Source organism: Bosea sp. Tri-49 (genome assembly GCF_003952665.1).
In the GTDB taxonomy this organism is placed as follows: domain Bacteria; phylum Pseudomonadota; class Alphaproteobacteria; order Rhizobiales; family Beijerinckiaceae; genus Allobosea.
Genome location: NZ_CP017946.1, coordinates 5,749,484 through 5,776,473, shown reverse-complemented (window position 1 = coordinate 5,776,473; position 26,990 = coordinate 5,749,484). Strand labels below are relative to the sequence as shown.

Below are 26,990 nucleotides of genomic sequence, written 5' to 3'. Positions count from 1 at the left end.
TTTCGCTGCTGTCCTCATCCTTCGTCATCCGTGGCAGCACCAGCTAAGCGCACGCAGACATGACCCGCTCGACCGATCTTGCGGTTTTTCGCAGGTCGCAGACTGTTGCTACGAACCGTTTGCGGGCACCGGGCTTTCGCCCGCGCCGTCGGCCCTGTAAGTCCGCGGCAACTCCAGCCTCTCAGCGCCCCGGACACCATGATTCGCCTCGAAAGCATCAGCAAGCAGAACGGTCAGCAGATCATCTTCATCGAAGCCTCGGCGGCGCTGCAGAAGGGCGAGAAGGTCGGCCTCGTCGGCCCCAACGGCGCCGGCAAGACTACGCTGTTCCGGCTGATCACCGGCGAGGAAGCGCCGGATGAGGGCCAGGTCTCGGTCGATCGCGGCATCACCATCGGCTATTTCAGCCAGGATGTCGGCGACATGGCCGGGCGCAGCGCCGTCGCCGAGGTCATGGATGGCATCGGCCCGGTCAGCGCCATCGCCGCCGAGCTGAAAGAGCTAGAGGTCGCACTGGGCGATCCGGGTCGCGCCGACGAGATGGATGATCTGATCACCCGCTATGGCGAGGTGCAGGGCCGCTTCGAGGAGCTCGACGGCTATGCGCTCGACGGCCGCGCCCGCGAGGTTCTGGGCGGCCTCGGCTTCAGCCAGGAGATGATGGAGGGCGATGTCGGCGCGCTCTCCGGCGGTTGGAAGATGCGTGTCGCGCTCGCCCGCATCCTGCTGATGCGGCCCGACGCCATGCTGCTCGACGAGCCGAGCAACCATCTCGACCTCGAAAGCCTGATCTGGCTGGAAAGCTTCCTCAAGGGCTATGACGGCGCCCTGCTGATGACCTCGCACGATCGCGAGTTCATGAACCGCATCGTCGGCAAGATCGTCGAGATCGATGGCGGCACGCTGACCAGCTATTCCGGCGACTATGAGTTCTACCAGCAGCAACGGGCGCTCGCCGAGAAGCAGCAGCAGGCGCAGTTCGAGCGCCAGCAGGCCATGCTCGCCAAGGAGGTCGCCTTCATCGAGCGTTTCAAGGCCCGCGCCTCGCATGCCGCGCAGGTGCAAAGCCGGGTCAAGAAACTCGACAAGATCGAGCGCGTCGAGCCGCCCAAGCGCCGCCAGACCGTCCAGTTCGAGTTTCAGCCGGCGCCGCGTTCGGGCGAGGATGTCGCCACCCTGAAGGGCGTGCATGTCCGCTACGGCAGCAAGACGATCTATGAGGGGCTCGACTTCCAGGTCCGGCGCAAGGAGCGCTGGTGCGTGATGGGCGTCAACGGCGCCGGCAAGTCGACGCTGCTGAAGCTCATCGCCGGTGTCACGCAGCCGAACGAGGGCACGGTCGTTGTCGGTGGCACCGTCAAGATGGGCTATTTCGCCCAGCACGCCATGGAGCTGCTCGACGGCGACGAGACCATCTTCGAATCGCTCGAAGGCTCGTTCCCGCAGGCCGGCCAAGGCTCGCTGCGTGCGCTCGCCGGCTGCTTCGGCTTCTCCGGCGACGATGTCGAAAAGCGCTGCCGCTTCCTCTCGGGCGGCGAGAAGGCGCGGCTGGTGATGGCCAAGATGCTCTACGACCCGCCGAACTTCCTCGTGCTCGACGAGCCGACCAACCATCTCGACATCGCCACCAAGGAGATGCTGATCACGGCGCTCGCGCAATATGAGGGCACCATGCTGTTCGTCAGCCACGACCGCCATTTCCTGGCGGCGCTCTCCAATCGCGTGCTCGAGCTGACGCCGGACGGCGTGCACAATTACGGCGGCGGCTACACCGAATACGTCGCCAGTACCGGCCAGGAGGCGCCGGGATTGCGGAGCTGAGGAGGAGCCAGGCACCGCTTGCAAGCTGATTCCGTCCCGGCTGCCACCAATTTTTACGACACTGGCCGGCCGCTGACGTAGCGAAAACCGCTCTGGTACCGGCAATGGGCAGCCATCGTCGCCGGGCGGTGACTGCGCCCTCGCGGCGCCTTTCCACCTTCCGGCCCAATTCCGCCCTCGCCGCGCCGAAATCCACCGGGCAAATCGCGGCCATGTGATTTGTCGGGGGACAGCATGATGAAGACCGGACTGGCCGCAGCCTTGATTTTCGCGCCGAGCCTCGCTGGCGCCGCCGAGATCGAGTTCGCCTCTAAGATCGATCGCGTCACCGTCTATCCGGATGGCGCGGTGGTGACCCGGCTCGGCAAGGCCGCGCTGCTGCAAGGCGCCTCGCAGATCGTGTTGCGCGGCCTGCCCGCCAGCGTCGATCCGGCCTCGATCCGCGTCGAGGCGCAGGGCGACGGCGCCTTCGCGATCGGCGCGGTCGATGTCCGCCAGGTTCCGGGAGACGCCCGCCCTGCCCTCGACCAGGTCCTCGAAGGCAAGATCCGCACGCTTCAGGGCGAGAAAGCCAAGCTTACTGGCGAGATCAGCGCGATCGAGGCCAAGCGCGCCACCATCGAGAATTTCGGCAAGGTCGGCCCGGACAAGCTCGGCGAGGGCGGCAAGGTCCTCCCCGTCAGCGACTGGCCGGCAGTGTTCGACGCGATCGGCACCGCACTGGTCAAGGTCCAGGGCGAACTGCTCGCGCTGCGCAATCGCATTTCCGATCTCGACGCCGAGATCGCCGCGCTGGAGAAGGCAAGGCCGTTGGCGCCGCGCGCCAGCCAGCCCAAGCGCGACGTCGCCATCGCCGTCGAGGCGAAGGCGCCGGTCGCGGCCGATATCTCCGTCAGCTACCGCGTCTCCGGTGCGAGTTGGTTGCCGGTTTACGAGGCGCGGCTGACCACCGGCAGTGCCAATGACGCCGCCGAGATCGCCTTCACCCGCCGCGCCGACCTGCGCCAGCGCACCGGCGAGGACTGGAGCGAGGTTGCAGTCGAGCTCTCGACCACGCGTTCGGCCCAGGGCACCCGTGCACCGGAGCTCAACCCGTTGCGCATCGCCTTCTATGAGCCGCCAGTGGTCTATGAGGAGCGGCTCCGCCGTAGCGCCCCCGCGACAGCGCGACCGATAGCGCCTCTGGGCGCAGCGCCGGAAGTCGATGCGGTCATCGCCCCCGCCCCCAAGGAAGCCGAACAGCAGCGCGCCGAGGTCCAGACCGCGACCGTGACGGCCGGCGCCTATCAGGCGAGCTTCAAGGTGCCCGGCCGGGTCAGCATCCCGCTGGACGGCTCCAGCAAGGCGGTGGTACTGACGCAAGCCAAGATGAAGCCGGAGCTCTCAGCCCGCGCCACGCCCGAGCTCGAGGAAAAGGCCTATCTCGAGGCGAGCTTCAGCCATGAGGACGAGGCACCGCTGCTCGCCGGCGAGGTCTATCTCCACCGCGACGGCGCTTACATCGGCAAAGGTCGGCTCGGGCAGGTCGCGCCCGGCGACAAGGTCGAGCTCGGCTTCGGCGCTGATGACCGCCTCAAGGTGACGCGCGTGCCGGTCCGCCGGCGCGAGAACGATTCCGGCTGGCTCGGCTCGACACGAACCGACCAGCGCGAGTTCAGGACGGTGGTGAAGAGCCTGCACGCCCAGCCGGTCAAGCTCACCGTGATCGAGCGCGTGCCGTTCTCGGAGAACAGCGCGATCACGGTCGAGCTCCTGTCGCAGAGCACGCCGCCGACCGAGAAGCAGGTCGGCGACAAGCGCGGCGTCTCGGCCTGGAGCTTCGAGCTCGCGCCCGGCGCGCAGAAGGAAATCCGCCTCGCCTACCGGATCAAGTATCCGGGCGACCGCGAGGTGGTTTTCGACCAGACGCGGCGGTAATCCCTGTCATTGCGAGCGCAAGCGAAGCAATCCAGGGGCATAGAGCTCTGCTGCCCTAGATTGCTTCGTCGCTGCGCTCCCCGCAATGACGGGTTAGCCCGTCACCGGCTCTACTCGGCCGCGATCGCTTGCCAGCCCTGGCCGAGCTCCTGATCGACCAGTCCGACCCAGTAGCGCACGCCGGCCGGGATGATCTCGTCGTTGAAGTCGTAGAGCGGCGTGTGCAGCCCCTTGAACGAGCCGTCCGCCTCTACACCGTTGCCAATGCGCATGAAGGCGCCGGGGCAAACCAGCATCATCTCGGCGAAATCCTCGCCGCCCGTGCCACGCCGCATCTCGCCATCGACATGCGCAGCCCCGGCCGCGGCGGACGCCGCTGCGACAGCGACCTTTACCTGCTCGGCCGCATTCACCAACGGGCTGGTGCCGCGATGATAATGAGCCTGCGCCTCGCAACCCCAGGCCTGCGCCGTCGCCGCCGCCAGCTCGGCGATGCGCCGCTCGATGAGATCGCGCACCTCCTTCGAATAGGTCCGCGCGGTGCCGCCGATGACGAGTTCGGAGGGGATGACGTTCGAGGCGTTCACGTCGCCGCCATGGATAAAGCCGACGCTGATCACGGCTGTGTCGAGCGGCGCGACATTGCGGCCGACGATGCCCTGCAGCCCAAGCACGAAATGCGCCTGCGCATAGGTGATGTCGGTCGAGCGATGCGGCTGCGAGCCGCCATGGCCACCGACACCATGGAAGGTCACGCGCCAGGAGTCAGCCGACGCCAGGAAGGGACCGACCGCCGTGCCAAAATGCGAGGCGGGCACGCCCGGCGTATTGTGCAGCCCGTAGATCGCATCGCAGGGGAAGCGCTCGAACAGCCCGTCGGCGAGCATGGCATTGGCGCCGCCGCGGCCTTCCTCAGCCGGCTGGAAAATCAGGTTGACGGTCCCGCCGAAATCCCGGTTTTCGGCGAGATAGCGCGCCGCCGCGAGCAGCATGGTGGTGTGTCCATCATGGCCGCAGGCATGCATGCGGCCGGGGAACTTCGAGGCATGCGGCAGCTCCGTCAGCTCCTCCAGCGCAAGGCAGTCCATGTCGGCGCGCAGGCCGATGGCGCGCTGGCCGGGCCCATTGCCGCGGATGACGCCGACGACGCCGGTCTGGCCGACGCCTTCAGTGACCTCGACGCCCCATTCGCGCAGCTTGTCGGCGACGAGTTTGGCGGTGCGATGTTCCTCGAGGCCGAGCTCGGGATGGGCGTGGATGTCGCGGCGGATCGCCGTGAACTCGGCGTGGTGCGCGCCGAGCCAGTCATCGAGCTTCGTCATGATTGTCGTTCCCCAGCCTGCGGCGTTCTTTTGCAAGCATGGCTCATGCCAGTGCCGTTCGCCGCCCCCTCGACTTCATAAGGCCAATCATCACCAAGGTACTCTGCAAACATAGCAAAACAGCCATGCTTCGGGCGATTGGCCACAGGAAAAAGGCCCTGCTGACAAGAAGGCTGAGGGCAGAGACCTCAGCCTGCCATCGCGACTTCGGCGCCACGGCCGAGATCGGCCATCCACTGGCGATAGCGCGGCTGGGCCTCAAGCTGATGGGCATAGTGTCGGCCGAGCGCAGCGCTAAGCCGGCCGCCACGCTTCAATTGCGTATCGGCGAAGCCGATCATCACCGAATTCGGCCAGGCCTGCGGCCGGATGATGCGCAGGCGCGCGAACAGAGCGTCCTCGCTTTCGTCGGCATGGACCTGCGCCATCAAGGACAGCATCGCCGCGGTCGAGCGCGAGATGCCCATATGGCAATGGACGAGCAGGTGCCCTTCCTGCCGCTTCAGCGCCGTCTCGCGCAAGCTGGCGCCGAAGTCGAGGATCTCGGCGACATGTGCCTCCGTCGGATGCACGCGGCCTTCTTGCGGCGTGATGATGTCGTGGAAGCGCAGCGTCACGCGCTCATGAGCGTTGTAGGCCGAGAAGGATTCAAGCTCCGGCAGGTCGGGATCGAGCAGCGAGAGGACATGGCTGACCTTGCGCGCGCTCTGCGCCGGCAGTTCCTCGATCCCGCAGATGGTGAGGATGGAAATGGCGATCGGCTGCATCGGCTTCGGTCCCGCAGGTTGATGGCGCCGGGTTAAGCCTCCCGGCGCTCGCCTGCAACCGCCGCGGCCGCAAGGCTGCCCTGCCCCGTCAGCGCCTGACCTCGTAGCGCAGCCACTGGATGCCGTCGCCCAGGGTCTTTGCCTCGGCAAGCGCAAGATTGCTGCGCGCGCCATCGGCAAAGAGCCGCCCGCCGGCCCCGAGGGCGACTGGATAGACCATCAGGTTGTAGGCATCGACCAGCCCGGCGCGCTGCAGGCCATGAACGAGCTTCAGGCTGCCATAGACCAGGATGTCGCCGCCCGGCTGCTCCTTCAGCGCCGCGATCGCGGCTAGCGCATCGCCCGCCAGGATCGAGGTGCCCTGCCACTCGGCGGTCGTCAGTGTGGTCGAGGCGACGTGCTTCGGCAGCGCGTTGATCTGGTCGGCGAAGGGGCTATCGGTGACGTGCGGCCAGACCGCGGCAAAGGCGTCATAGGTCCGGCGGCCGAGCAGCAGTGAATCCGCGGCATCGAGCTCTTCCTGCTTCAGCCGCTCGCCTTCCGGCCCGCGCGAGAACGGCCCGGTCCAGTCGCCGAGGCCGGAATTCTCCATGCCGACCGGGTCCTCGATGACGCCGTCGAGCGAGATGTACTGGGTAACGACGAGCTTGCGCATGCTGCTTCTCCGGTGATCCGCCGAGCAGCGCTGCGCTGCCCCTTCTGCCCAGACGTCGAAGGAGAAACGGCGGAATCGACAGCGGTCCGAAAAATTCTTTCTCCGGCTTTGCCGCCGTCAGCCTTGACCTTGCCATGCTCTTGGCCGAAGAGGGCTTGCAAGGACCCACCCGAAACCCCGGCCTTGCGCCGGGGTTTTTGTTCGTGCGGGCGCTTGCGTCAGTGTGGTTTCCGACATCGACCGATCCCGATCGGGCGATTGGAGTTCGCGCTGGCCCTGTAAGTCAGCGAGAGGGAATCACCACCATGGCGAACGTGGTCGTGGTCGGCGCCCAGTGGGGCGACGAGGGCAAGGGCAAGATCGTCGACTGGCTGTCGAGCCAGGCCGATGTGGTGGTGCGCTTCCAGGGCGGCCATAATGCCGGCCATACTCTCGTCATCGACGGCACCGTCTACAAGCTCTCGCTGCTGCCCTCCGGTATCGTGCGCCCGGGCAAGCTCTCGGTGATCGGCAACGGCGTCGTCGTCGATCCCTGGCACCTGGTCGAGGAGATCGCTCGGCTGCGCACCCAGGGCGTTGCCATCTCGCCTGAGAACCTCCGCATCGCCGACAATGCGACGCTGATCCTGCCGCTGCACCGCGAGCTCGACCATTTCCGCGAGACCTCGAACTCAGCGCTGAAGATCGGCACCACCAAGCGCGGCATCGGCCCGGCCTATGAGGACAAGGCCGGCCGCCGCGCCATCCGCGTCATCGACCTCAAGGACGAGACGATCCTGAAGGCCAAGATCGAGCGCCTGCTCGCGCACCACAACGCGCTGCGCCGCGGGCTCGGCATCGCCGAAGTCGACGGCGGCGAACTGCTGAAGCAGCTGACCGAGATCGCGCCGCAGGTGCTGCCCTATGCCGACACCGTCTGGGCCCTGCTCGATGCGCAGCGCCGCGCCGGCAAGCGCATCTTGTTTGAGGGCGCGCAGGGCGCGCTACTCGACGTCGACCACGGCACCTACCCTTTCGTGACCTCGTCCAACATCGTCGCCGGCCAGGCCGCGACCGGCTCGGGGCTTGGCCCCTCCGCCGTCGGCTATGTGCTCGGCATCGCCAAGGCCTACACCACCCGTGTCGGCGAAGGTCCGTTCCCGACCGAGCTCTTCGACGAGATCGGCGAATTGATCGGCCAGAAGGGCAAGGAATTCGGCGTCGTCACCGGCCGCAAGCGCCGCTGCGGCTGGTTCGATGCCTGCCTGGTGCGCCAGACAGTCAAGACATCCGGCATCGACGGCATCGCGCTGACCAAGCTCGACATCCTCGACGGTTTCAAGGAGATCAAGGTCTGCACCGGCTACAGGCTCGATGGCGAGATCATCGAGCACCTGCCCGCCGGCCAGAGCGACCAGGCCCGGGTCGAGCCGATCTACGAGGTGATCGAGGGCTGGGAAGGCTCGACTGCCGGCGCCCGCTCCTGGGCGCAGCTTCCGGCGCAGGCGATCAAATACGTCCGGCGCATCGAGGAACTGATCGGCGCTTCCGTGTCGGTGCTCTCCACCAGCCCGGAGCGCGACGATACGATCCTGGTCCAGAACCCGTTCGAGGGTTGACGGACCCGTACAACGCGGACATGTGAGGCCAATGGCCGATTTCCACCCCATTCTGGCGCGTGCGATCGCTGGACTGACCGACAAGTCTCCGGAAGCGCGCCGCTCCGTCTACGACCGGGCGCGCACGGCGCTGCTCGGCCAATTGCGCAGCCTCGATCCGCCGCTGTCGGAAGCCGACATCACCCGCGAGCGGCTTTCGCTCGACGAAGCCGTGTCGCGCATCGAGGCCGAGATCGCGCTCGCTGAGGCGATCGAGCCGAGCCTGCCGCCTTTGGCCACCGACGAGCCGGTGTCCGCGCCTGCGTCTCCCATTACCCGCCCACAACCCGAACCGAAGCCGCGCCAGGCCCTCCCGCAGGAGACACCGCGCTTCGACGAGCGGGCAGCATCCCAAGATGATACGCAGCCGATCCGACCGCGCGTCGCGCCGCCGCGCAAGCGCAGCGTCGACCCAGGCCATGTCCGCACCGCCATCGTCGGCGGTGGCGTCGCACTCGCCGTCGCGGTGATCGCCGGCTCGGCCTATTACGTCAACAAGATCGCACCGCAGGACCAGCCGGTGCGGCAACGGGTCGAGGCTCAAGCGCCGCCGGCGCAGCAGGACCAGGCCGGAAAGATCAGCGAGCGCGCAGGCGGCGAACCGACACCGACGCCGACGCCACAGACCGGCCAGCGCCCGAACCAACAGGCCGGCGCCCAGCCTGGCAGCGACATCGCCGTGGCTCAGCGCGCCATCCTGTATATCGAGGTGCCGGACGCGCAGCCGCGCATTGTCCAGGGTCGCGTCCTCTGGCGGCTCGACAGCGATATCACCGGCCCCGGCCAGCCGGTCGAAACCATCGTCCGCAGCACCATCGAGGTCGCCGATGCCGGGCTGGCGCTCGACTTCACCATCCGGCGCAACACAGATCCGGCCTTCCCGGCCTCGCACATCATCGGCATGCGCTTCACCACCACCGGCGAGGCTGCGAACGACGCGATCCGCGAGGTCGGCGTGCCGCAGTTCAAGCTCGAAGAGGGCGAGCGTGGCGCCCCGCTCTCGGCCATCTCCTCGGCGCTGGGCGAGAACCTGTTCGTCGCAGCCCTCTCGAATGTCCCGGTCGAGGCCGAACGCAATCTCGACCTGCTGCGCAACCGCAACTGGATCGACCTGCCGGTGCGCTTTGCCTCTGGCCGGCGCGGCATCATCACCTTCGAGAAGGGCGGTGCCGGCAACCGGACCATCGCCGAGGCGCTGAGCCGCTGGCAGGGCTAAGGCGCGAGTACGACGCCTCAGCGCCCCTGGCCTGTTGCCAGCTGGCGCATGACTTCGACCATCACGGGATCCTTGCCGGCGGCATAGTCGGCGAAGTTCGGCGCTGATGTCACCGCAGGCTGAAGCGACCCTGCCGGCACACCATACAGGTAGTTCAGCAGGAAGCAGGTCGTGATCTGGGACAGGCCGCAACCGTGTTCCCAATCGTGGAAGGCGGTCGTGTAGCGGATCGCAATCTTCGCGTTAGGCAGCAAGGTGAGCCCGCCCTCGCCCCAGAACTGCGAGCGGTCGCCCACCGGCTCGCCAACGAGAACGGCACGCGTGCCGGCGAAATGCTTCAGCATCGCCGCCGTGCTGATCGCGGCCGAGAAGGTGTTGGCGCTGGTCAAGATGAAAAGCTTGCCGTTCGTAGGCAGAAGCTGCGGCAGCCGGCGGGCGAAATCAGCCGTCAAGGTATAGTCGCCGCCGCGATTGAGGCGCAGGTCGACGATCGCGTTGCGAATGGGCTTCTTCGCAGCTTCATCGAGTATGTCGGAGAGATAGCGGGATGCACCAATCGGCGCCTGATCAGCCACGCGGTTGATCTGGAGATAGAGCAGATCGGCCGCCGGATAGTCGTGCCAATAGTTCGTGTCAGGGCGTGAGAGATAGGCCGGGAGGGCGACCCCGTCGAGGACATGCCGCCACCGGACCGGGCGGGCAGCTTCTGCAGCCGGGCTGAGATTGCGCTTGGGCCAGAGCTGGGCGGCCAAGGGCGGGTGCTTGGCAGCCTCGGCAGCGAGGTCGACTGAAACTGCACTCCCCTCTGCGAGGCGAATTTCAAAGGCGCCGCCGTCTGCTGTTTCGCCAAGACTAGCTGCATGGAGAAGCGCGGGCGAGATCAGAAAGTTCGGCACGAACTCCCGAGAGAGATTGGCGGGGCCGCCGACATAGGAGCGCAGCGCCTCCACCAGCGCCGCAATCGCACGCCCGTTCACGCCGAGCACCTGGCCCCCGAGGAGAGCGCGTCGCTCCTCGTCAGCGGCGATCACGAAGAGCCCATCGGCAAACCAGCCAAGACGGATCGGCACTGCGTTGAAGCCGTAGTCGCCGGCGAGCCCGAGTACGTTGGTATGGCCATTGTCTGCCAGGGCCACCGCCATCGCCGCCGCCATGGCCAGGCCGGCCCGGTCGAGACCACCAGCCCGCGGCTCGATCGCGGCCACCGCCCGCTCGAATGCCGCCCGGTTCTCGGCCGTGAAGCTGCGCTCGACCTCCGGCAGACGCCGCAAATGCGCGAGGTCCTGCAGGTTCCTGTCCCGCGGCGATGCAGCGACAGAGACACTCGCCTTCGGGTAAGACTTCAGCGTCGGGTAGAGAATGACGGCAAGCGGCGCCGCGATGAGAACAAGCAATGCCGCGGCGATCACCAGGAGCCCGAGCCCGCGTCGGCGCCACGATCGCCTGGGAACGTCACCATCTCGTCGCATGGGCCTGACCGAACTCCGCCAGCTTCACGCTTACAATCGGTCCGGACAGGTAATGGCAGCACGAAACCGCACTGCGGCCCGGCGGCTCAGCCCCCAGCGACCTTCTGATAGTCCTTCACATCGGAGAAACTGATCTCCGGGGCGCGCTCGGCATCGTATTTCAGGGTGAACTGCGACGAGGCCATGAAGACCGGGTCGCCGTCGAGATCATCCGCCATGGACGAGGGCTTGGCGCCGACGAACTTCTGCAGGGCAAGCTTGTCGTCGCTCGATATCCAGCGCGCGATCGCGAACTGACAGGGCTCGAAATCGACCGGCAGCGAATACTCCGCCTCCATGCGCTCCTTCAGCACGTCGAGCTGCAGCGCGCCGACGACCCCGACGATAGCCGGGGCGCCGTCATGCGGCAGGAAGAGCTGGACCACGCCCTCCTCCGCCATCTGCTGCAAGGCCTCGCGCAGCTTCTTGGCCTTCATCGCGTCCTTGAGCTTGACGCGGCGCAGGATTTCCGGCGCGAAGCTCGGCACGCCGCGGAAGACGATGTCCTCGCCCTCGGTCAGCGTGTCGCCGATGCGCAGCGTGCCATGGTTCGGCAGGCCGACGATGTCTCCGGCATAAGCTTCCTCGGCGATCGAGCGGTCACGGGCAAAGAAGAATTGCGGCGCATTCAACGGCAGCGGCTTGCCGGTGCGCACCAGCCTGGCCTTCATCCCACGCGAGAGCTTGCCCGAGCACACCCGCATAAAGGCGATGCGGTCGCGATGGTTCGGGTCCATGTTCGCCTGGATCTTGAAGACGAAGCCGGTCATCTTCGGCTCGTCCGCCTCGATCGCCCGCTTGTCGGCCTGCTGCGCGCGCGGGCTCGGCGCCAGGCGCCCGAGCGCGTCGATCAGGTCGCGCACGCCGTAATCGCGCAGCGCCGCACCGAAATAGACCGGCGTCAGATGGCCCTCGCGGAAGGCCTCGAGATCGAAGGGCTTGCAGCCTTCGCGCGCCAGGAAGACCTCCTCGCGGAAGGTATCGACCGCGCCATTGGGCAGGAGCTCGTCGAAGAGCTTGTCGTCCTCGCCTGCGACCGCTTGCCCGGCATCGCTCTCGTCGCCCTTCTGGTTGCGGCGCAGCGTATTGGAGGCAAGGTCGAGCGTGCCGACGAACTCGCGCCCGCGCCCGACCGGCCAGGTCATCGGCGCGACGTCGAGCGCCAGCGTCGTCTCGATCTCGTTGAGAAGGTCGAAGGGATCGCGCGTCTCGCGGTCGACCTTGTTGATGAAGGTGACGATCGGGATGTCTCTGAGACGGCAGACCTCGAACAGCTTCTTGGTGCGCGCCTCGATGCCCTTGGCGGCGTCGATCACCATCACGGCCGAGTCGACGGCGGTCAGGGTGCGATAGGTGTCTTCCGAGAAGTCCTCGTGGCCGGGCGTGTCGAGCAGGTTGAAGACGTGCCCGTCATATTCGAAGGTCATCACCGAGGTGACGACCGAGATGCCGCGCTGGCGCTCGATCTTCATCCAGTCGGACGAGGTCTGGCGCCGGCCGGCCTTGGCGCGGACCTCGCCGGCGAGCTGGATGGCGCCGCCGAAATAGAGCAGCTTTTCGGTCAGCGTGGTCTTGCCCGCGTCTGGGTGCGAGATGATGGCGAAGGTGCGTCGGCGCGCATGGGGTGCCGCGGCCTCGGCCGGGATGTCGAGGGTCGAGAGATCGGTCATGGCGTGGTGAAGACAGGATGCGCCGCGCAAGTCAATCGGGCGAAGCGTCATCGCGGTATCGCCGCCCGCGCATCACGAACCCTCCAACGCTAATTTAACCAAGCTGCGCGTAGATCGGTGCCGGGTTCCCTGCCGCGCACCGTGACGAAGCCGTGGCCTCCTGACGCGCGACACAGATGGCCACCCTGCGCACGATCTCGAGCCAGATTCTCGGTGCGATCTCGCTTCTCGTCATCGCGGCTGCGATCGCTATCAGCCTCGGAGTCTACAGCCTCAGCCGTTATGCGACGATGACGGACGAGATGCAGTCGATCACCCATCGCTCGGCCCTCGCCGAGCGGATCAATGGGCTGGTGAACGCGGTCGTGATGGAATCGCGTGGCATCTATATGAGCGAAGGCGCCATCGGAGCAGAGCGCTTTGCGCCGCCGCTGCTGCAGAACCTCGTCGAGATCGAATTGCTGATGGCCGAATGGCAACCGCTGGTCGAGGACCAGGAGCGGGCCGATTTCGACAACCTCAAAACGCGCGTTCAGGAATTTCTCCACTTCCGGCGCGACATCGTCCGGCTTGGCCGGCAAGGCGCCACGATGGCGGCGCGAGCAGCCGGCAATGACGACGCCAATCGCGACAATCGCAAGGCGCTCAACGAAACGCTGAAGCGCATCGCAGGCAGCTATGACGGGCGCAGTACTGCGCTCGACGCCAGGCTCGAAGCGATGCAGCGCGACAGCGTCAACCTGCAGATCGGTTTCGGCGTCCTCTCGATCCTGACCGGCCTCGGCCTCACGGTCCTGGTCGTGTATCGCCGGGTCTCTCGCCCACTGCGCCGGCTCGCGACGACCATGCGCAGCCTGGCAGCCGCCGAACCCGTCACGAACATTCCGCTCCTGCGCCGCCAGGATGAGATCGGCGACATGGCGCGAGCGGTCGAGGTCTTCCGCGACAACGCCCTCGCCCGCGAGGCCCTGGAAGCCGCCGCCGCGCATAACGAAGCTGGACGGACCGCGCGCCAACAGCGGATCGCCGAAATCGTCGCCGCCTTCGATGCCAGGCTCGCCGATGCGCTCGAAACCGTCGAGATCGGTGCCCATACACTCGAGGGCGCCGCGCGGGCGGTGAGCGAGATCGCAAGTGCCCGGACCGTCCAGATCGGCGGAGCGCAGAACGCCTCGCAGGATGCATCCGGCAAGGTCCAGCACGTCGCAGCTGCAGCCGAGGAGCTGTCGAGCTCGATTGCCGAAATCGCCGAGCGCGTGACGCAGGCAAGCGCCATGGTCGGCAGCGCCGCCACAGACGCTCAAGGCGTGAGCCGACGTGTCGACGGGCTCGCGCGTGCCTCCGAGCGCATCGTCAGCGTCATCGACCTGATCCGCGACATTGCCGAGCAGACCAATCTACTGGCGCTCAACGCCACGATCGAAGCCGCTCGTGCCGGCGAGGCCGGGCGCGGCTTTGCCGTGGTTGCCGCCGAGGTCAAGACATTGGCGAGCCGCACCGCCGAGGCGACGAACGGCATCGCCAGCCAGATCGAGGCCTTCCGGGGCGAAGCGAGGGACGCGGTCGCGGCTATCGGCGCGATCGCTGCGACGATCACCGAGGTATCGCAGCACACCAGCGCCATCGCCGCCGCGACCGAGCAGCAGAAGAGCACGACTTGGGAGATCGCCCGCAACGCCCAGGCGACCGCCGACGGCGCCGCGACCGCGGCCATGGCGCTGGACAGCCTCGCCGCGGCCTCAGGGGAGGCGACCGGCGCCGCGTCCGACACGCTGCGTACCGCCGAGAACCTGGCGCGCGAGGCCGAAGCCTTGCGCGGCGCGGTCGCGACCTTCTTCGGCCAGATCAAGGCCGCCTGACGCCCCTCCGCCGGAGCTCAGTTCTTCAGCCGGTAGCCGGTCTTGAAGATCCAGGCGATCACCGCGATGCAGGCGGCGAGGAAGACCAGCGTCATCGCCAGGCTGACGGCGATGCCGACATCAGCGACGCCGTTGAAGCTCCAGCGGAAGCCGCTGATCAGGTAGACGACCGGGTTGACCAGCGTCACCGCCCGCCAGAACGGCGGCAGCATGTCTATCGAGTAGAACGAGCCACCAAGGAACGTCAGCGGCGTGATGATCAGGAGCGGAATCGCCTGCAGCTTCTCGAAACCATCGGCCCAGACGCCGATGATGAAGCCGAACAGACTGAAGGTCGCGGCCGTCAGGATCAGGAAGAGCAGCATCCAGATCGGATGCTCGATTTTCAGCGGCACGAACAGGAAGGCGGTGGCGAGGATGATCAATCCCAGGATCACCGATTTCGTCGCTGCCGCCGCGACATAGGCGAACACGGCCTCCCACCAGGCGACCGGCGCCGAGAGCAGTTCGAAGATCGTGCCGACGAATTTCGGGAAATAGATCGCAAAGGAGGCGTTGGCGATGCTCTGGGTCAAGAGCGAGAGCATGATCAGGCCGGGGACGATGAAGGCGCCATAAGGGACGCCGTCGATCGCGCCCATATGCGAGCCGATCGCCGCGCCGAAGACGACGAAATAGAGCGAGGTCGAGATCACCGGCGAGAGGATGCTCTGCAGCGGCGTACGCCAGGTGCGGGCCATCTCGAAGCGGTAGATCGCCTTGATTGCGTGCAGGTTCATGCGTTCGCCCTCAGAAGGCCGACGAAGATGTCCTCGAGCGAGGATTGGCTGGTGCGCAGGTCGCTGAAGCGGATCCCTGCGTCGGCGAGGCCCTTCATCAGGGCAGTGATGCCGGTGCGCTCGGCCTTGGTGTCGTAGGTGTAGACGAGCTCCTCGCCCTCAGCCTGGAGGGTCAGGCCGTAGCCGGAAAGGGCCTCCGGGACCGCCGCGAGCGGCGCCTGCAGGTGCAAGGTAAGCTGCTTCTGGCCGAGCTTACGCATCAGCTCGGCCTTCTCCTCGACCAGGATGATCTCGCCCTTGCTGATCACGCCGACCCGGTCGGCCATCTCCTCGGCCTCCTCGATATAGTGCGTGGTCAGGATGATGGTGACGCCGCTGTCGCGCAGGCGGCGCACCAGCTTCCACATGTCCTGCCTGAGCTCGACGTCGACGCCGGCGGTCGGCTCGTCGAGAAAGAGGATCTGCGGCTCGTGCGCCAGCGCCTTGGCAATCAGCACGCGCCGCTTCATGCCGCCGGACAGCGTCATGATCTTGCTGTCGCGCTTGTCCCAGAGCGAGAGGTCACGCAGCACCTGCTCGACGATTGCCGGGTTCTTCGGCTTGCCGAACAGGCCGCGGCTGAACGACACCGTCGCCCAGACCGTCTCGAAGGCGTCGGTGGTCAGCTCCTGCGGCACGAGGCCGATCTGGCTGCGCGCGGCGCGGTAGTCGCGGATGATGTCGTGGCCATCGGCGAGGACCGTGCCGGTGCTCGGGTTGACGATGCCGCAGACGATGCTGATCAGCGTCGTCTTGCCAGCGCCGTTCGGCCCGAGCAGGGCGAAAATCTCGCCGCGCCTGATGTCGAGCGTGACGCTCTTCAAGGCCTGGAAGCCCGAAGCATAAGTCTTCGACAGGCCGGATATCTGGATGATGGGTTGCATGGGCGAAAGCTATACTCGCAGCACGGCAAAGGGGTGAAGGCGGGATGGTGCCGTTTCGCCCTGCCGGCACGACATCCCGCGGAACAAGAATGGCCGGGCAAGCCCGGCCATAGCAAGTCCTTCTACCAGTTCCTGTCAGCGCATGAAGAACCAGAGCAGGATGATGATCGGGATCGGAACGCCGACCAGCCACAGAATGATTGAACGCATCGACGCTAACCCTTTGATTGTCATCGGATGAAGATGACGGGACAACGTCGCGAGCCGGCCGGCGGTTCCCTCGCGCGAAGCGGATCTTATTTGTAGGCGATGCTGTCGATGATCGCCTTCATCGCCGCGTCATGCGTCTTGTGACCGTCGAGCGAGGCCCAATAGGTCATCATGATGATCTTGCCGCTCGCAACGTTCGGGTTGATCGCGACATAGCGGATGAGCGAATCGCCATCCTTGCTCTTGGCCTTGAGCTCGGTGAACGACCAGGCCTTGCCCTTGACCTCCTGCTTGATCGTCTCGGAAGCGCCGGTGATGGTGACGCCTTCCTTGTCGAAATAGCCGTTGTGCTCCTTCTGCAACGTGTCAATCTGGTCCGGTGCCACGAGCTCGAACCAGAGATAGATCTCGTCGTCCGGCGTCTTGATCTCGACGCCGCGCTTGATCTTCGCAGTCGTCCAGGCGTCAGGCACCGTGACCACGGCGACCGGGTCCTCATCGGTGATCTGGAGCGCTCCGGCAAAGGCCGGCAAGCCGCTGAAACCGACCAGCGCGACAGCGAGCGCAAAAACAATCTTCAGCATCGAAACTCCCCCAGGATCTGCTCGGCCCGCGAGCCCACAGGGCGGGACGTTGCGCTGTCGCCCTTGAGGCTGACAAGCCGCGCAAACCGCGTTTCAGGCCAGTTCGGCGGCCGTAGGGTGCCAGAGCGGTTGATAGCCGTTCACAAGCGCGGCCAGCGATGACGGCGGGGTGACGGCAGTCACCAAACCGGCCGGCCGCTTCCGCGTCGCGACATAGCCGGAAGGCGACCAAAGCAGGGCGTTGTCCCCGCGCAAGACGAGGAACTCGCCCTCGCCCGCGGCGATCATCGCCCCGTCAGGAAGGCTCTCCGCCGCAAACCGGTGCAGGCGCTTCGCCTTGCCGTCGCGCCGTTCGCGATCGAGCCGCTCGTCGATCACGGGGAAAAGCGGCACCTCGGCCAGCCCGAGCCCCGCGACCAGCGCCGCCCGGTAGGCATGGGCATCGGCGCGCCGGCATTCAACGCAAGGGCGATGTCCGGCGGCGAGCGCCGTCACCTCGTCGCAAAAGAACAGCTCGGTGTAATAGCGGCCCCAGACATTGCGCTGGCGGCCCTTGAACGAAAGCACACAGCAGATCCACTGGTTCGTCGCATAGAGGCGTGCCGGCAGCGCTTTCGTCGCAGGATCGTGGAACTTGCCGCCGCGGTTGCCGAACAGCAGGCCGCGAGCCGGATCGGCGAAGAGCGAGCCATCGGGGCGGATGCGGTTGGGTAGTGGCATGAGACGAGCCTAGGCGGCGGCGACGCCGGATCATGTCACCAGCGCGCTGCCCTTGCGACACCGTGCCCGACTCGTAGCGCTCTTCGCTTTCCGGCAAGCTTCCCGATGCGCGGACAAGCCGAAGGGCGAGCGTGCAAAGGGGCAGGACGGTATGGACCAGACGACCGAGAGCGTTGTTGCGCCGCTCGTCGCGCACCCGTCGCGCGGCACGATCCTCGGCGAGATCCATGCCCGCCCCTTCGCGCCGCTGGCAACGCCGCAGCGGCTGCTGCACTTCGCCTTCATGACCGACCAGGCGCAGGCCACCGCCGATCGCGAGGCACTCGCCCGCTTCTGCGCCGAGCGCGGCGTGCCCGGCCCGGCCGAGGGCGCCAAGCATCATCGTGCCCGGCTCGGCGATGTCAGCCTGCGCTGGGAGCAGCACAGCGAGTTCACCACCTATACTTGGGAACTGCCCTCACCCGGCGCAGACCCGTTCCTGCCGGCAAGCACCGTCCTGCCGCACGGCATGCACGCTCTGCCGCAGCCGGGAGCGCATCTGGTGGCGGTCGACCTGCATCTGCTGCCCGAAAAGGCCGCCCCCGATCTGGGGGCGCTCTTCGATGCGGCGAGCCTTGCCGCATCGCTGGTCGACGGCGAGGCCGGCGTAGCGGCGACCGATTTTCGGGCCGGCGCCGATGGTTTCGTGCGCATCCTCGTCCTCGACCGCGAACTCACCCCGGCGCGAGCCGGCGCACTGGCCCAGCGACTGCTCGAGGTCGAGACCTATCGCATCCTGGCTCTGCTCGGCCTGCCGGAGGCGCACCGCCTCGCGCCCTCCGTGCGCCGCACCGAGGAGGTGCTGGTGCGCATCGCCGGGACGATGACCCAAACCGACGGGCTCGCCGCCGACAATGCGCTCCTCGACGAGATGACCGCCATCGCTGCGACGATGGAATCGGAAGCCGCCTCGTCGAACTATCGCTTCGGCGCCAGCCGCGCCTATGACAGCATCGTCGGCCAGCGCCTGGAGGCGATCGGCGAAGCGCCGTTCGGTGGCTGGCCGACCATCGCCGCCTTCCTGTCACGACGCATGGCGCCGGCGATGCGCACCTGCCAGATGCTGCAGCAACGCCAGCTCGACCTGTCGCGCCGGCTCGCCCGTGCCGCCAATCTTCTGCGCACCCGCGTCGACATCGCGCTCGAACAGCAGAACGGGGACCTGCTCGCGGCGATGAACGACCGCACCCGCCTGCAATTGCGCCTGCAGCAGACGGTCGAGGGGCTCTCGGTCGCGGCGATCGGCTACTATGTCGTCAGCCTGTTCGGCTATCTCGCCAAGGGCGCCAAGGATGCCGGCTTCCTGCCGATCGATATCGGCATCGCGACCGCCCTGTTCGTACCGGTCGCGATCCTCGGTGTCTGGCTGATGGTCCGGCGCATCAGGCGCGGCCACAGCGACAGCTAGCGCTGCACGATGACCTTGGTGCCTGGCCTGACGCGGTCATAGAGATCCGTCACGTCGCGATTGGTCATCCGGATGCAGCCCGACGAGACTGCCGCTCCGATCGTGTCGGGCTCGTTCGAGCCGTGGATGCGGTAGAGGCTCGATCCCAGATAGATCGCCCGCGCACCGAGCGGGTTCTCCATGCCACCCTCCATATGGCGCGGCAGATCGGGCCGACGCTTCAGCATTGCCGCGGGCGGGCGCCAGTCCGGCCATTCGCGCTTGCGCGTGACGGTCTTGGTGCCGGACCAGCTGAAGCCCTGCCGGCCGACGCCGACGCCGTAGCGGATCGCCTGCCCTCGTCCGAGCACGTAGTAGAGCCGCCTTTGGCTGGTCGAGACCACGACCGTGCCGGGCGCCTGCTTGCCGCTCCAGGCCACGGTCTGGCGCGGCACCGGCTGTTCGCTGAAGATGTTGAGGAAGTCCGCGAGCCCGCGGCTGATCGGGTTGGAATAGGCCGATGCAGGCGTAGCGAAGGCGAGAACCGTGGCAGTCAGTATAATGGCGCGCAGCATGATGATCCCTGCAACGCCCCCCACCGGGATTTAACCGGAAGAGGCAAAGCGGGGTCAACCCCGGCTCAGCCGCGCAAGCCGGCGGTGATCGAACGGCGATAGGACAGCGCTGCCGGAATCAGCGCTGCCAGCGAGCCGAGCAGCAGGATCAGCCCGACCTGGGCCAGCTCCGGCCGACCAAGCGCGAGCGAGAGCCGTAGGCCAGTCTGCGCCTCGAACAGGCCGGAGACCGCGAGCGTCGCGACGGCGCCGAGCCCGAGGCCGAGGGCACACCCCGCCGCAACCAGCCCGGCCATGCCGAGCCAAACCACCAGCAGCACATAGGCCCGCGGCGCGCCGAGGGCGCGCAGCACGGCATAACGCCGCCGCCTCAAACCAGTGACCGCAACGAGCAGCAGGAAGATCGCCGCCAGGATCAACACTGCATTCAGCACCGAGGCGACGCTCAGCACCTGACCGACATCGCCGAGCGTGCGATAGAGCCCGACCAGCACCTCCGCCGGGAAGAAGGCCATGGTGCCGCCCTGCCGGTAGCGCGCCCTGAGCGTATAGGCGTCGGCGACGGCTCTCGGCTTCACCACCAGCGCCGGCACGCCGGGAATGCGCTGGCCGTCGAAGGGCGGGCCGAGCGCGGCGCCATCGCCGGCATGGCCATTGCCGAGCCCATGCACCTCCCAGACGCTCTCGATCGGCACCAGAATGGCGCGGTCGAAGGGCGAGCCGAGCCGCGGCAGGCGGCCGACCGCGATATAGGCATGGCCCTCATGGCGATGGCTCGCCTCTTCGGCATCGGCGACGCCGCGCTTCGGCCAATGCCCGGCGATTGCATGCGACGGTTCGATCTTGTCGCCTAATTTGTAGGTGACGTCGGCGCCAAGCACGGCCTCGCCCTCGCGCCCGAACAGGCGGCCCTCGCTCGGCTGCAGGCGGCCCCAGCGGCCGGCGAAGGCGAGCGTGGTGCCGATCACCGGATGGCCGCGGGCGATGTCGCCGAAGGCGAGCGGCGCGACGGCCGCGACGCGCGGATCGCGGGCGAGCTCGTTGATCAGGCGCCCGTCGATCAATGGCAGCGCCTCGGGCTGCAGGTAGATCGCCGACATCAGCAATTGCATCTGGCTGCCGGGCGCGCCGACCAGCAGGTCGAAATCATCGGCCGCCCGGGCCGAGGACTGGCGCAGCGCCCGCTCCTGCGCGCCGATGGAAACGCCGATCGCCACTGCCAGCGCGACCAGCGCCACGATCGCCGCAGCGGTCCAGCGCAGCGCCCGGAGATCGGCGATGACCATCGGCAGCGGGTTCATGCGGCAGCTTTCAGATGAAGCGGCCCATCGCCGATCGCTACGACATGCTGCATCCGCGCCAGCAGTGCCGAGTCATGCGAGGCGCAGAGCAGCGTCGCGCCGCTCTCTTTGGCCACTTCGACCAGCAACGATCCGACCTCGGCCGCATGGGCTGGATCGAGGCTCGCTGTCGGCTCGTCGGCGAGGATCAGCGCCGGCGCGTTGAACAGAGCCCGGGCGATCGCGACGCGCTGCTGTTCGCCGCGCGAGAGCACGGCGGCACGCCGGCGCAGATCGGTCAGCCCCATGCGCCCCGCGAGCGCAGTCGCTCGCGAAACCTGGCTTTCCGTCCGCCGCCAGCGCGAAAAACTCGCCGGCAGCGTGATGTTGGCGAGCACGTCGAGCTCGGGCACGAGATGGAAATCCTGGAAGACGAAGCCGACCGTCTCGCGCCGCCAGCGGTCGCGCTTCGCACCCGGCAGCGTGGAGACCGCGACATCGCCCCAACCGACGCTCCCAGCATCGGGCGAGAATAGCCCGGCAGCAAGGTGCAGCAGCGAGGTCTTGCCCGAGCCGGACGGACCGCGCAGGCCGATCAAAGTGCCGGGCGGCGCGACGAATTCGGGGATGTCGAGCACGCGAAAGGGCCGCCCGTCGCCATCGCGATGGTCGACCTGGACGCCGGAGAAATGTAGGGACCGAACCGCGCCGGCCGCTCGCTCAGACACTGTGGAAGCCGGCATCGACCAGCCTGACCTGGCTGACGAAGCCGGTTTCGGCATCGGTCGACGAACCGATCTCGAGTCGGCCGCTGACCGCAACCTTCTGGCCGGCGCTGACCATCGGCGTCGCCGCGCGCATGAAGACCACGACAATGTCGACCGGCCAGTCGGCATCCGACTGGCAGAACGGGCAGATCGCCAGTGGCTCGCGCGTCAGCACGAAGAAATGGCTCTCCGGCTTCAGTGGCGGTGCCATATAGCCGAGCATCCTGACCGGCTTGCCGCGCAGCGAGGTCGCCCGGTCGGAGAACTGGAAGCCGAGCACGCCGAAGGATTTGTAGAGCCCGTCGAAGGTCAGCATCTCCGCCTCGGTCGCGAACGCGCGCAGCGAGACGGGCAACGCCGCGAGCCCCATGAGGAGCCCGCGGCGGGAGAGCGTGCGGCGCCCGATGGGGCGCCGATCGGACGAGCGATCGCTCACTTGCCGCCGAGGGCCAGCGCCTCCGCCATGACGCGGAAGACGAAGACGTTCGGCTTGTGGCCACGGAAGCGCTCCGAGCCCGGGCCCATGGCGGTGAGCAGCACGTCGTCGGCCGCGTGGACGCCGGAGTTGGCGTCGAAGGGCAGGTTGCCCTGCTTGCGGGTGGCGAGCGGACCAGTGCAGTCCTTCTCGTTGGCGATGTTGGTCTTGCCGTCCGGGCCCTTCACGGCCGGGACGCGCTCGCCGTCGAGATAAGGCCGGCCGGTGTCGCAGGTGTCGGGATAGCTGCCGAAAGCGACGGCGAGACGGCGCGAGGTGTCGACCTTGGTCGGGTAGCCGTCGGCATCGCGCGGGCCGTAATTCGGCGGCAGCGACTCGTGGTAGGTGCCGAGCTTGTCGCGCAGCAGCTGGCCCGGGCGATCGTCGTCATAGGTGCCGATGATCGAGATCGGATGGGCGTGGTCGGGCACGACGATGATCAGCGTGTCGTTGCGATCGCCAGCGAACTCCTTGGCGGCCTTGACGGCGTTGTCGAGCATGATCGTGTCGAACACCGCGCGCTCCCAGTCGAGCGAGTGGCTGTACTTGTCGATGCGGGCCGATTCCACCATCAGGAAGAAGCCGTCCTGCGCGCCCTTGAGCATCTCGATCGCAGCCTTGGTCTGCTCGACCACGTCGGGCTGATCGGGGAACTTCGAGATCGAGCCCTTCTTGGCGAGGCGCAGGTCGAAGGCGCCGTCGATGTTCGAGGTGTTGTAGAGGCCGAGCAGCTTCTTGGAGCCGCCGGCGACCGCAGCGTTCATCTCGGTCTTGGTGGTGGCGAGCGTGTAGCCGGCCTCCTTGAACTTGGCGATGAAGTCGAGATCGTCGGTGCGCTTGGTGCCCGGGGTCGACTTCGGCAGGAAGTTCGGCGAGCCGCCGCCCATGATCACGTCGGGCTGCACGTCGAAGAACATCTTGACGATGTCGTTGTAGTCGGAGCGGCGGCGGGTGTGGGCGACCATCGCGGCCGGGGTCGCATCCTCGATCTCGGCGTTGGTAACGACACCGATCGCCATGCCGGCGCGCTTGCGCTTGATCACCTCGGAAATGGTCTCGACCTTGGGGTGGTCGAGCGTCAGGGCGTTCTTGGCGCAGTAGATGCCGAGCGCGTTGACGCAGGACTTGTGGCCGGTGGTGTAGGCGCTGGCGGAGTTGGCGCTGTCGGTCACGACCGAGTCGGTGCCCGAGGTCGAGATCAACGCCATGTTCGGCATGTCGTCGATGGCGAGCTCGCCGCCGTAGAGACCCTGCTCCCAGCCCTTCGACAGGATCCGCGCCGCGGTGCGATGCGCGATCGACATGCCGTCGCCGACGAAGAGGATGACGTTCTTGGCCTTGCGCTCAGCCGTCGGGTAGACGGTCCAGTTGACGGTGGCCTTGTCGCTGCCCTGCGTCGCCTCGACGACGTACTGGCCGGCCGGCAGCTGCGCGCCACGCAGCCAGAGGGCCGAATGCTTCTGGCCTTCCTCGTTCTGGACGAACTGGACTTCGCGGCCGAAGGCTTCGGCGACGGGCTTGCCGTTGATCGTGACCTTGACGTCGGCCGAGGTCGGCGCGTTGGGGAACTCGACCTTGAAGTCGAAGCGCGAGCCTTCGAGTATCTCGGCGCGGGTCAGCGGGTAGATGGTCTGCGCCGTCGCCGGCGCCGCGCTGGCGAGCATCGCCGCCGCCATCAGCCAGGTTCGCTTCTGCATGATCTTCTCCGCCCCATGGGAAAGCCAGGTCGGCGGAGCGTTAGGAGCGTCAGATGACACTATGATTACTGCGCTCGGGGCAATAATGTTACGTTATAACACTCAATTTATTGTGGCCTGTGAACTTGGATTTCGGACCAACTGCCCCTGCAGCGGGCAACGAACTGTTGCAGGGCCTGTGCTAAGCCCGCATCGCGCAGGAGAGACGCAGCATGAGCACGGCAAGCGATGCCCGCTTCTGGGACCGGTCCTCGAAGAGCTACGCCAGATCGCGGATCTCGGACCAGGCCGGATATGAGCGCACCCTGGAACGGACGAGCGCCCTGCTGAAGCCGGACGACGGCGTGCTCGAAGTCGGCTGCGGCACCGGGACAACGGCGCTCCGGCTCGCGAGCGGGGTCAAGAGCTATCTCGCAGCGGATCTCTCCGCCGGCATGATCGCCATCGCGCAGGAGAAGCACACTGCAAACCCGATTGCGGGTCTTACCTTCCGCACCGCGACCGCCGAGGCGCTCGCTTCCGAAGCTGCTCGGTTCGATGCGGTTCTCGGCTTCAGCTATCTGCATCTGGTCCGCGACCTCACCAGCACGTTGCGCAGCATTCACTCTGTGCTCGCGCCCAGCGGCCTGCTCATCACCAAGACACCCTGCCTCGGCGACATGAACCCGCTGATCAGGCTTGCCCTGCCGCTCATGCAGATGATCGGAAAGGCACCCTATGCCGGCGTCTTCAGTGCGCAGGAACTGAGCGATCTCATCGCCGCCGCGGGCTTCGAGATCCTGGGCACGGAACGCCATGCGAGCAAAGGCAAGGACAGCCGGCCTTTCATCGTGGCGCGCAAGATATAGCGCTGGAAGCTTGGGCTGAGTGGAGCAATCCTCACTCAGCGACGTTTCGTTCCAAACGATCGGGCAAGTACAGGCCGCTCCTGACAGCTGCTGACACACAACACCCCTATCAGCCCGTCCATCGCTTGAGGAAACGCCAAAAGGGACATCGCTATGCTGACCTTCTATCATTCGCCGCAGTCGCGCTCCTTCTCGATCCTCTGGTTGCTCGAGGAGCTCGGCCAGCCCTATGAGATGAAGCTCGTCGACATTCGTGCCGAGGACGGCCCACCGGAGAGCTATCGCGCCATCCAGCCGCACAAGAAGGTTCCAGCGATCGTCCATGACGGCACCACCGTCACCGAGCGCGCCGCGATCTGCCTCTATCTCACCGAGCAGTTTCCGGAAGCCGGGCTGGCGCCGGCCGTCGGCGATGCCGATCGCCCGACCTTCCTGACCTCGCTGGTCTATACCGACGCCGTGCTCGACCCGATCATCGCCACCTCCATGCACAAGTTCCAGTACGAGGCGCGCGGCTTCTCCTTCGGCTCTCATGCCGACACGGTCGCCAATCTCGCGAAGAAACTCGGCGAGCACCCCTATGCCGCCGGCGAGCGTTTCACCGCCGCCGACACCCAGCTCGGCGCCGGCATCCATTTCGGCATGAACATCGTCGGTGTGCTGCCGCGCCTGCCGGTGTTCGAGGCCTATATGGGGCGGATGATGGAGCGGCCGGGGCTGCAGCAGACCCTGCAGAAGGATGGCACGCTCGAGCCCGGCCAAGTGCCCTGAGCCGGATCACTCCTCCTTGAAGCCGTAGTCGGGAATGCCCTGCTCGTTGCCGTAATATTTGTACGGCAGGAACTTGCCGGACATGGCGATCCTGACCCGATCGCCCTTGGGGTTCGGCTCGCGTTCGAAGGCGATGTTGAAGTCGATCGCCGACATGATGCCGTCGCCGAACTCCTCCTCGATCAAGGCCTTCCAGGCCGGTCCGTTGACCATCACCATCTCGTAGAAGCGGTAGATCAGCGGATCGGTCGGCGGCATCGGCGTACCGGTGCCGCGATAGGGCACCTCGTTGAGCATGCGCTTCTCGGTCTCCGACAGGCCGAACAGCGTCGCCGCCTTCTCGGCGAGCGGCTTCACCAGCTTCATCTGGCCGAGCAGGGCGCCGATCACCAGCACCTCCGACATGCCGCCGATCTCGTCGGTGATGTGTTTCCAGCTCCAACCTTTCTCGCGCTTGATGTCGAGAATCTTCTCGGTGAGCTCTTCGCGCTTCATCTCGTCCTCGCTGACCGTAACCGCTCATGGCGGTCGTCAGAGGAAGAGCTAGCAAGGCGCGGGCCAGAAGCGGCCGGGGCGATGAAGCGGCGACCGCTCGGTCAGCGTCGGCCGAATTGCAGGCGCTCCAGCGCCGCGATCTGCTGCGCGACCGGGGAGACCTGGGTCGCCAGCGAAATCCCCTCGAAGTGCCGGCGGCCGCGGAAGCGGGCACGCTCGAAATTCGAGCGGCCGTCGAAGGCGGCGTTGCTGAACCAGGCGCCGCGGTCGAAGCGGGCGCCGGCGAACGTTACCAGCTGCCCGAAACGGGCCTCCTCGAAGCCGGCATTGCCGGCGAACTCGACCTCGCCGAAATCGGCGGCTCCGGCGAACCGACACTCTCCGAAGCCGGCCTCACCGGCATGGCGCACGCCGCGGAACTGCGTCACGCCGTCAAAGCGCGAGCCACGGAACCAGGCGTCGCCGGTGAACTCAGCCTCGACGAAACAGGCCGTGCCCTCGCAGCGCATGTCGCGGAACTCGGCGGTGCCGTGAAGGGTCGCCGCACCGAAATCGGCATCTCCGGCAAAGTGCGCCCGATCGAAGAAGGCGTCGCTGCGGAAGCTCGCATCGCGGAAGCTGGCGGGGCCGTGAAAATGCGCCTCGGAAAACCAGGCATCACCGCAGAAGGCGCTGCCGGCGAAACGGGCTGCGGCCGGGAAGATGATGCCGGCGACGTTGAACTCGCCCTCGAAGATCTCGTCGACCAGCTCGACGTCGGCAAGCAGGCGCCAGAGCGAAAGGAGCGGCCCGTCAGCACCGATCCGGCCGCGCAGCCGCGCCATCTCGCCGGCCCAGCCATTCCAGCTTGCAGCCCCCTCTCCGAGCCGCGCCAGCGTCGTCTCGCGCCGTGCCGCCATGAAGGCGGAGGCCTCCGGCCCGGCCGCGCCATAGCGCGCCGCACGCTGCGCAGCGGCAAAGCCAGCCTGATGCGGCCGCGCCCAGGAATTCACCTGCAGCAGTTCGGCGCGCATATCAGGCACGAGCCGGAACAGACTGGCCATAACGGAGGGCACTCTCGGTTAACGA

General features: G+C 66.8%; 24 protein-coding genes. 8 read left to right on the top strand and 16 right to left on the bottom strand.

Going from position 1 to position 26,990, the window contains the following annotated elements; translation table 11 throughout:
* Nucleotides 1-198: 198 nt before the first annotated feature.
* Nucleotides 199-1,821, top strand: coding sequence for an ABC-F family ATP-binding cassette domain-containing protein (locus tag BLM15_RS27855; RefSeq protein WP_126115790.1), 1,623 nt, complete (start codon nt 199-201; stop codon nt 1,819-1,821).
* A gap of 234 nt (nt 1,822-2,055) precedes the next feature.
* A complete protein-coding gene (locus BLM15_RS27850; RefSeq protein WP_126115789.1) occupies nt 2,056-3,738 on the top strand; it encodes a mucoidy inhibitor MuiA family protein in 1,683 nt (560 codons plus the stop codon).
* 110 nt (nt 3,739-3,848) lie between these two features.
* Here BLM15_RS27850 and BLM15_RS27845 read toward each other — a convergent pair whose 3' ends face one another.
* The 3 genes from BLM15_RS27845 to BLM15_RS27835 form a co-directional block, all read right to left on the bottom strand.
* On the bottom strand, nt 3,849-5,060 hold the full coding sequence (locus tag BLM15_RS27845) for an amidohydrolase (RefSeq protein WP_126115788.1): 1,212 nt from the start codon (nt 5,058-5,060) through the stop codon (nt 3,849-3,851).
* Between the two features lie 188 nt (nt 5,061-5,248).
* Nucleotides 5,249-5,827: a tyrosine phosphatase family protein gene (locus tag BLM15_RS27840; RefSeq protein ID WP_126115787.1), complete on the bottom strand. Its 579-nt coding sequence runs from the start codon at nt 5,825-5,827 to the stop codon at nt 5,249-5,251.
* Nucleotides 5,828-5,915: 88 nt separating this feature from the next.
* Nucleotides 5,916-6,482: a dihydrofolate reductase family protein gene (locus BLM15_RS27835; RefSeq protein WP_126115786.1), complete on the bottom strand. Its 567-nt coding sequence runs from the start codon at nt 6,480-6,482 to the stop codon at nt 5,916-5,918.
* A 305-nt stretch (nt 6,483-6,787) separates the two neighbouring features.
* On the opposite strand from BLM15_RS27835, the gene BLM15_RS27830 reads away from it, so the two are divergent.
* Entirely contained in the window at nt 6,788-8,080 is a 1,293-nt protein-coding gene (locus tag BLM15_RS27830) for an adenylosuccinate synthase (RefSeq protein ID WP_126115785.1), read from the top strand.
* Nucleotides 8,081-8,111: 31 nt separating this feature from the next.
* On the top strand, nt 8,112-9,335 hold the full coding sequence (locus BLM15_RS27825) for a histidine kinase (RefSeq protein WP_126115784.1): 1,224 nt from the start codon (nt 8,112-8,114) through the stop codon (nt 9,333-9,335).
* A gap of 17 nt (nt 9,336-9,352) precedes the next feature.
* Here the strand turns inward: BLM15_RS27825 and BLM15_RS27820 are convergent, their stop codons facing one another.
* The gene (locus BLM15_RS27820) at nt 9,353-10,729 is read right to left on the bottom strand and encodes a S41 family peptidase (protein ID WP_126115783.1); all 1,377 of its coding nucleotides are present in this window, start codon (nt 10,727-10,729) and stop codon (nt 9,353-9,355) included.
* Nucleotides 10,730-10,890: 161 nt separating this feature from the next.
* On the bottom strand, nt 10,891-12,513 hold the full coding sequence (locus tag BLM15_RS27815; RefSeq protein WP_126115782.1) for a peptide chain release factor 3: 1,623 nt from the start codon (nt 12,511-12,513) through the stop codon (nt 10,891-10,893).
* Nucleotides 12,514-12,689: 176 nt separating this feature from the next.
* On the opposite strand from BLM15_RS27815, the gene BLM15_RS27810 reads away from it, so the two are divergent.
* Complete coding sequence (locus BLM15_RS27810) at nt 12,690-14,372, top strand: methyl-accepting chemotaxis protein (protein ID WP_126115781.1); 1,683 nt, start codon at nt 12,690-12,692, stop codon at nt 14,370-14,372.
* A gap of 17 nt (nt 14,373-14,389) precedes the next feature.
* Here the strand turns inward: BLM15_RS27810 and BLM15_RS27805 are convergent, their stop codons facing one another.
* The 4 genes from BLM15_RS27805 to BLM15_RS27790 all read right to left on the bottom strand — a co-directional run bounded on the left by BLM15_RS27805 (nt 14,390) and on the right by BLM15_RS27790 (nt 17,588).
* Nucleotides 14,390-15,151 carry an ABC transporter permease gene (locus BLM15_RS27805; protein ID WP_126115780.1) on the bottom strand — a complete coding sequence of 254 codons (762 nt, stop codon included), beginning with the start codon at nt 15,149-15,151 and terminating at the stop codon, nt 14,390-14,392.
* A complete protein-coding gene (locus BLM15_RS27800) occupies nt 15,148-16,074 on the bottom strand; it encodes an ABC transporter ATP-binding protein (protein ID WP_126115779.1) in 927 nt (308 codons plus the stop codon). The genes BLM15_RS27805 and BLM15_RS27800 overlap by 4 nt, the downstream gene beginning before the upstream one ends.
* A gap of 296 nt (nt 16,075-16,370) precedes the next feature.
* A complete protein-coding gene (locus BLM15_RS27795) occupies nt 16,371-16,868 on the bottom strand; it encodes a hypothetical protein (RefSeq protein WP_126115778.1) in 498 nt (165 codons plus the stop codon).
* Between the two features lie 93 nt (nt 16,869-16,961).
* Nucleotides 16,962-17,588, bottom strand: coding sequence for a hypothetical protein (locus tag BLM15_RS27790; RefSeq protein ID WP_126115777.1), 627 nt, complete (start codon nt 17,586-17,588; stop codon nt 16,962-16,964).
* A 151-nt stretch (nt 17,589-17,739) separates the two neighbouring features.
* Between BLM15_RS27790 and BLM15_RS27785 the strand changes: the two genes are divergently transcribed.
* Entirely contained in the window at nt 17,740-19,035 is a 1,296-nt protein-coding gene (locus BLM15_RS27785) for a DUF3422 family protein (protein ID WP_126115776.1), read from the top strand.
* Here BLM15_RS27785 and BLM15_RS27780 read toward each other — a convergent pair.
* The 5 genes from BLM15_RS27780 to BLM15_RS27760 form a co-directional block, all read right to left on the bottom strand.
* Nucleotides 19,032-19,589, bottom strand: coding sequence for a L,D-transpeptidase (locus tag BLM15_RS27780; protein WP_126115775.1), 558 nt, complete (start codon nt 19,587-19,589; stop codon nt 19,032-19,034). The two genes, BLM15_RS27785 and BLM15_RS27780, sit on opposite strands and share 4 nt — an antisense overlap.
* A 65-nt stretch (nt 19,590-19,654) precedes the next feature.
* Entirely contained in the window at nt 19,655-20,890 is a 1,236-nt protein-coding gene (locus tag BLM15_RS27775) for an FtsX-like permease family protein (RefSeq protein ID WP_126115774.1), read from the bottom strand.
* Entirely contained in the window at nt 20,887-21,597 is a 711-nt protein-coding gene (locus BLM15_RS27770; RefSeq protein WP_164547664.1) for an ABC transporter ATP-binding protein, read from the bottom strand. Before BLM15_RS27770 ends, BLM15_RS27775 begins: the two co-directional genes overlap by 4 nt.
* Complete coding sequence (locus tag BLM15_RS27765; protein WP_126115772.1) at nt 21,590-22,006, bottom strand: hypothetical protein; 417 nt, start codon at nt 22,004-22,006, stop codon at nt 21,590-21,592. Before BLM15_RS27765 ends, BLM15_RS27770 begins: the two co-directional genes overlap by 8 nt.
* 62 nt (nt 22,007-22,068) lie before the next feature.
* A complete protein-coding gene (locus BLM15_RS27760; RefSeq protein WP_126115771.1) occupies nt 22,069-23,808 on the bottom strand; it encodes an alkaline phosphatase in 1,740 nt (579 codons plus the stop codon).
* Between the two features lie 212 nt (nt 23,809-24,020).
* Between BLM15_RS27760 and BLM15_RS27755 the strand changes: the two genes are divergently transcribed.
* Both BLM15_RS27755 and BLM15_RS27750 read left to right on the top strand, forming a co-directional pair.
* The gene (locus BLM15_RS27755) at nt 24,021-24,656 is read left to right on the top strand and encodes a class I SAM-dependent methyltransferase (RefSeq protein ID WP_126115770.1); all 636 of its coding nucleotides are present in this window, start codon (nt 24,021-24,023) and stop codon (nt 24,654-24,656) included.
* 153 nt (nt 24,657-24,809) lie between these two features.
* Entirely contained in the window at nt 24,810-25,427 is a 618-nt protein-coding gene (locus BLM15_RS27750; protein ID WP_126115769.1) for a glutathione S-transferase family protein, read from the top strand.
* A 6-nt stretch (nt 25,428-25,433) separates the two neighbouring features.
* On the opposite strand, the gene cynS is transcribed toward BLM15_RS27750, so the two are convergent.
* Together cynS and BLM15_RS27740 are read right to left on the bottom strand one after the other, a co-directional pair.
* Nucleotides 25,434-25,922, bottom strand: coding sequence for a cyanase (gene cynS / locus BLM15_RS27745; RefSeq protein WP_126115768.1), 489 nt, complete (start codon nt 25,920-25,922; stop codon nt 25,434-25,436).
* A 101-nt stretch (nt 25,923-26,023) separates the two neighbouring features.
* Nucleotides 26,024-26,965: a pentapeptide repeat-containing protein gene (locus BLM15_RS27740; RefSeq protein WP_126115767.1), complete on the bottom strand. Its 942-nt coding sequence runs from the start codon at nt 26,963-26,965 to the stop codon at nt 26,024-26,026.
* Between the last annotated feature and the right edge of the window lie 25 nt (nt 26,966-26,990).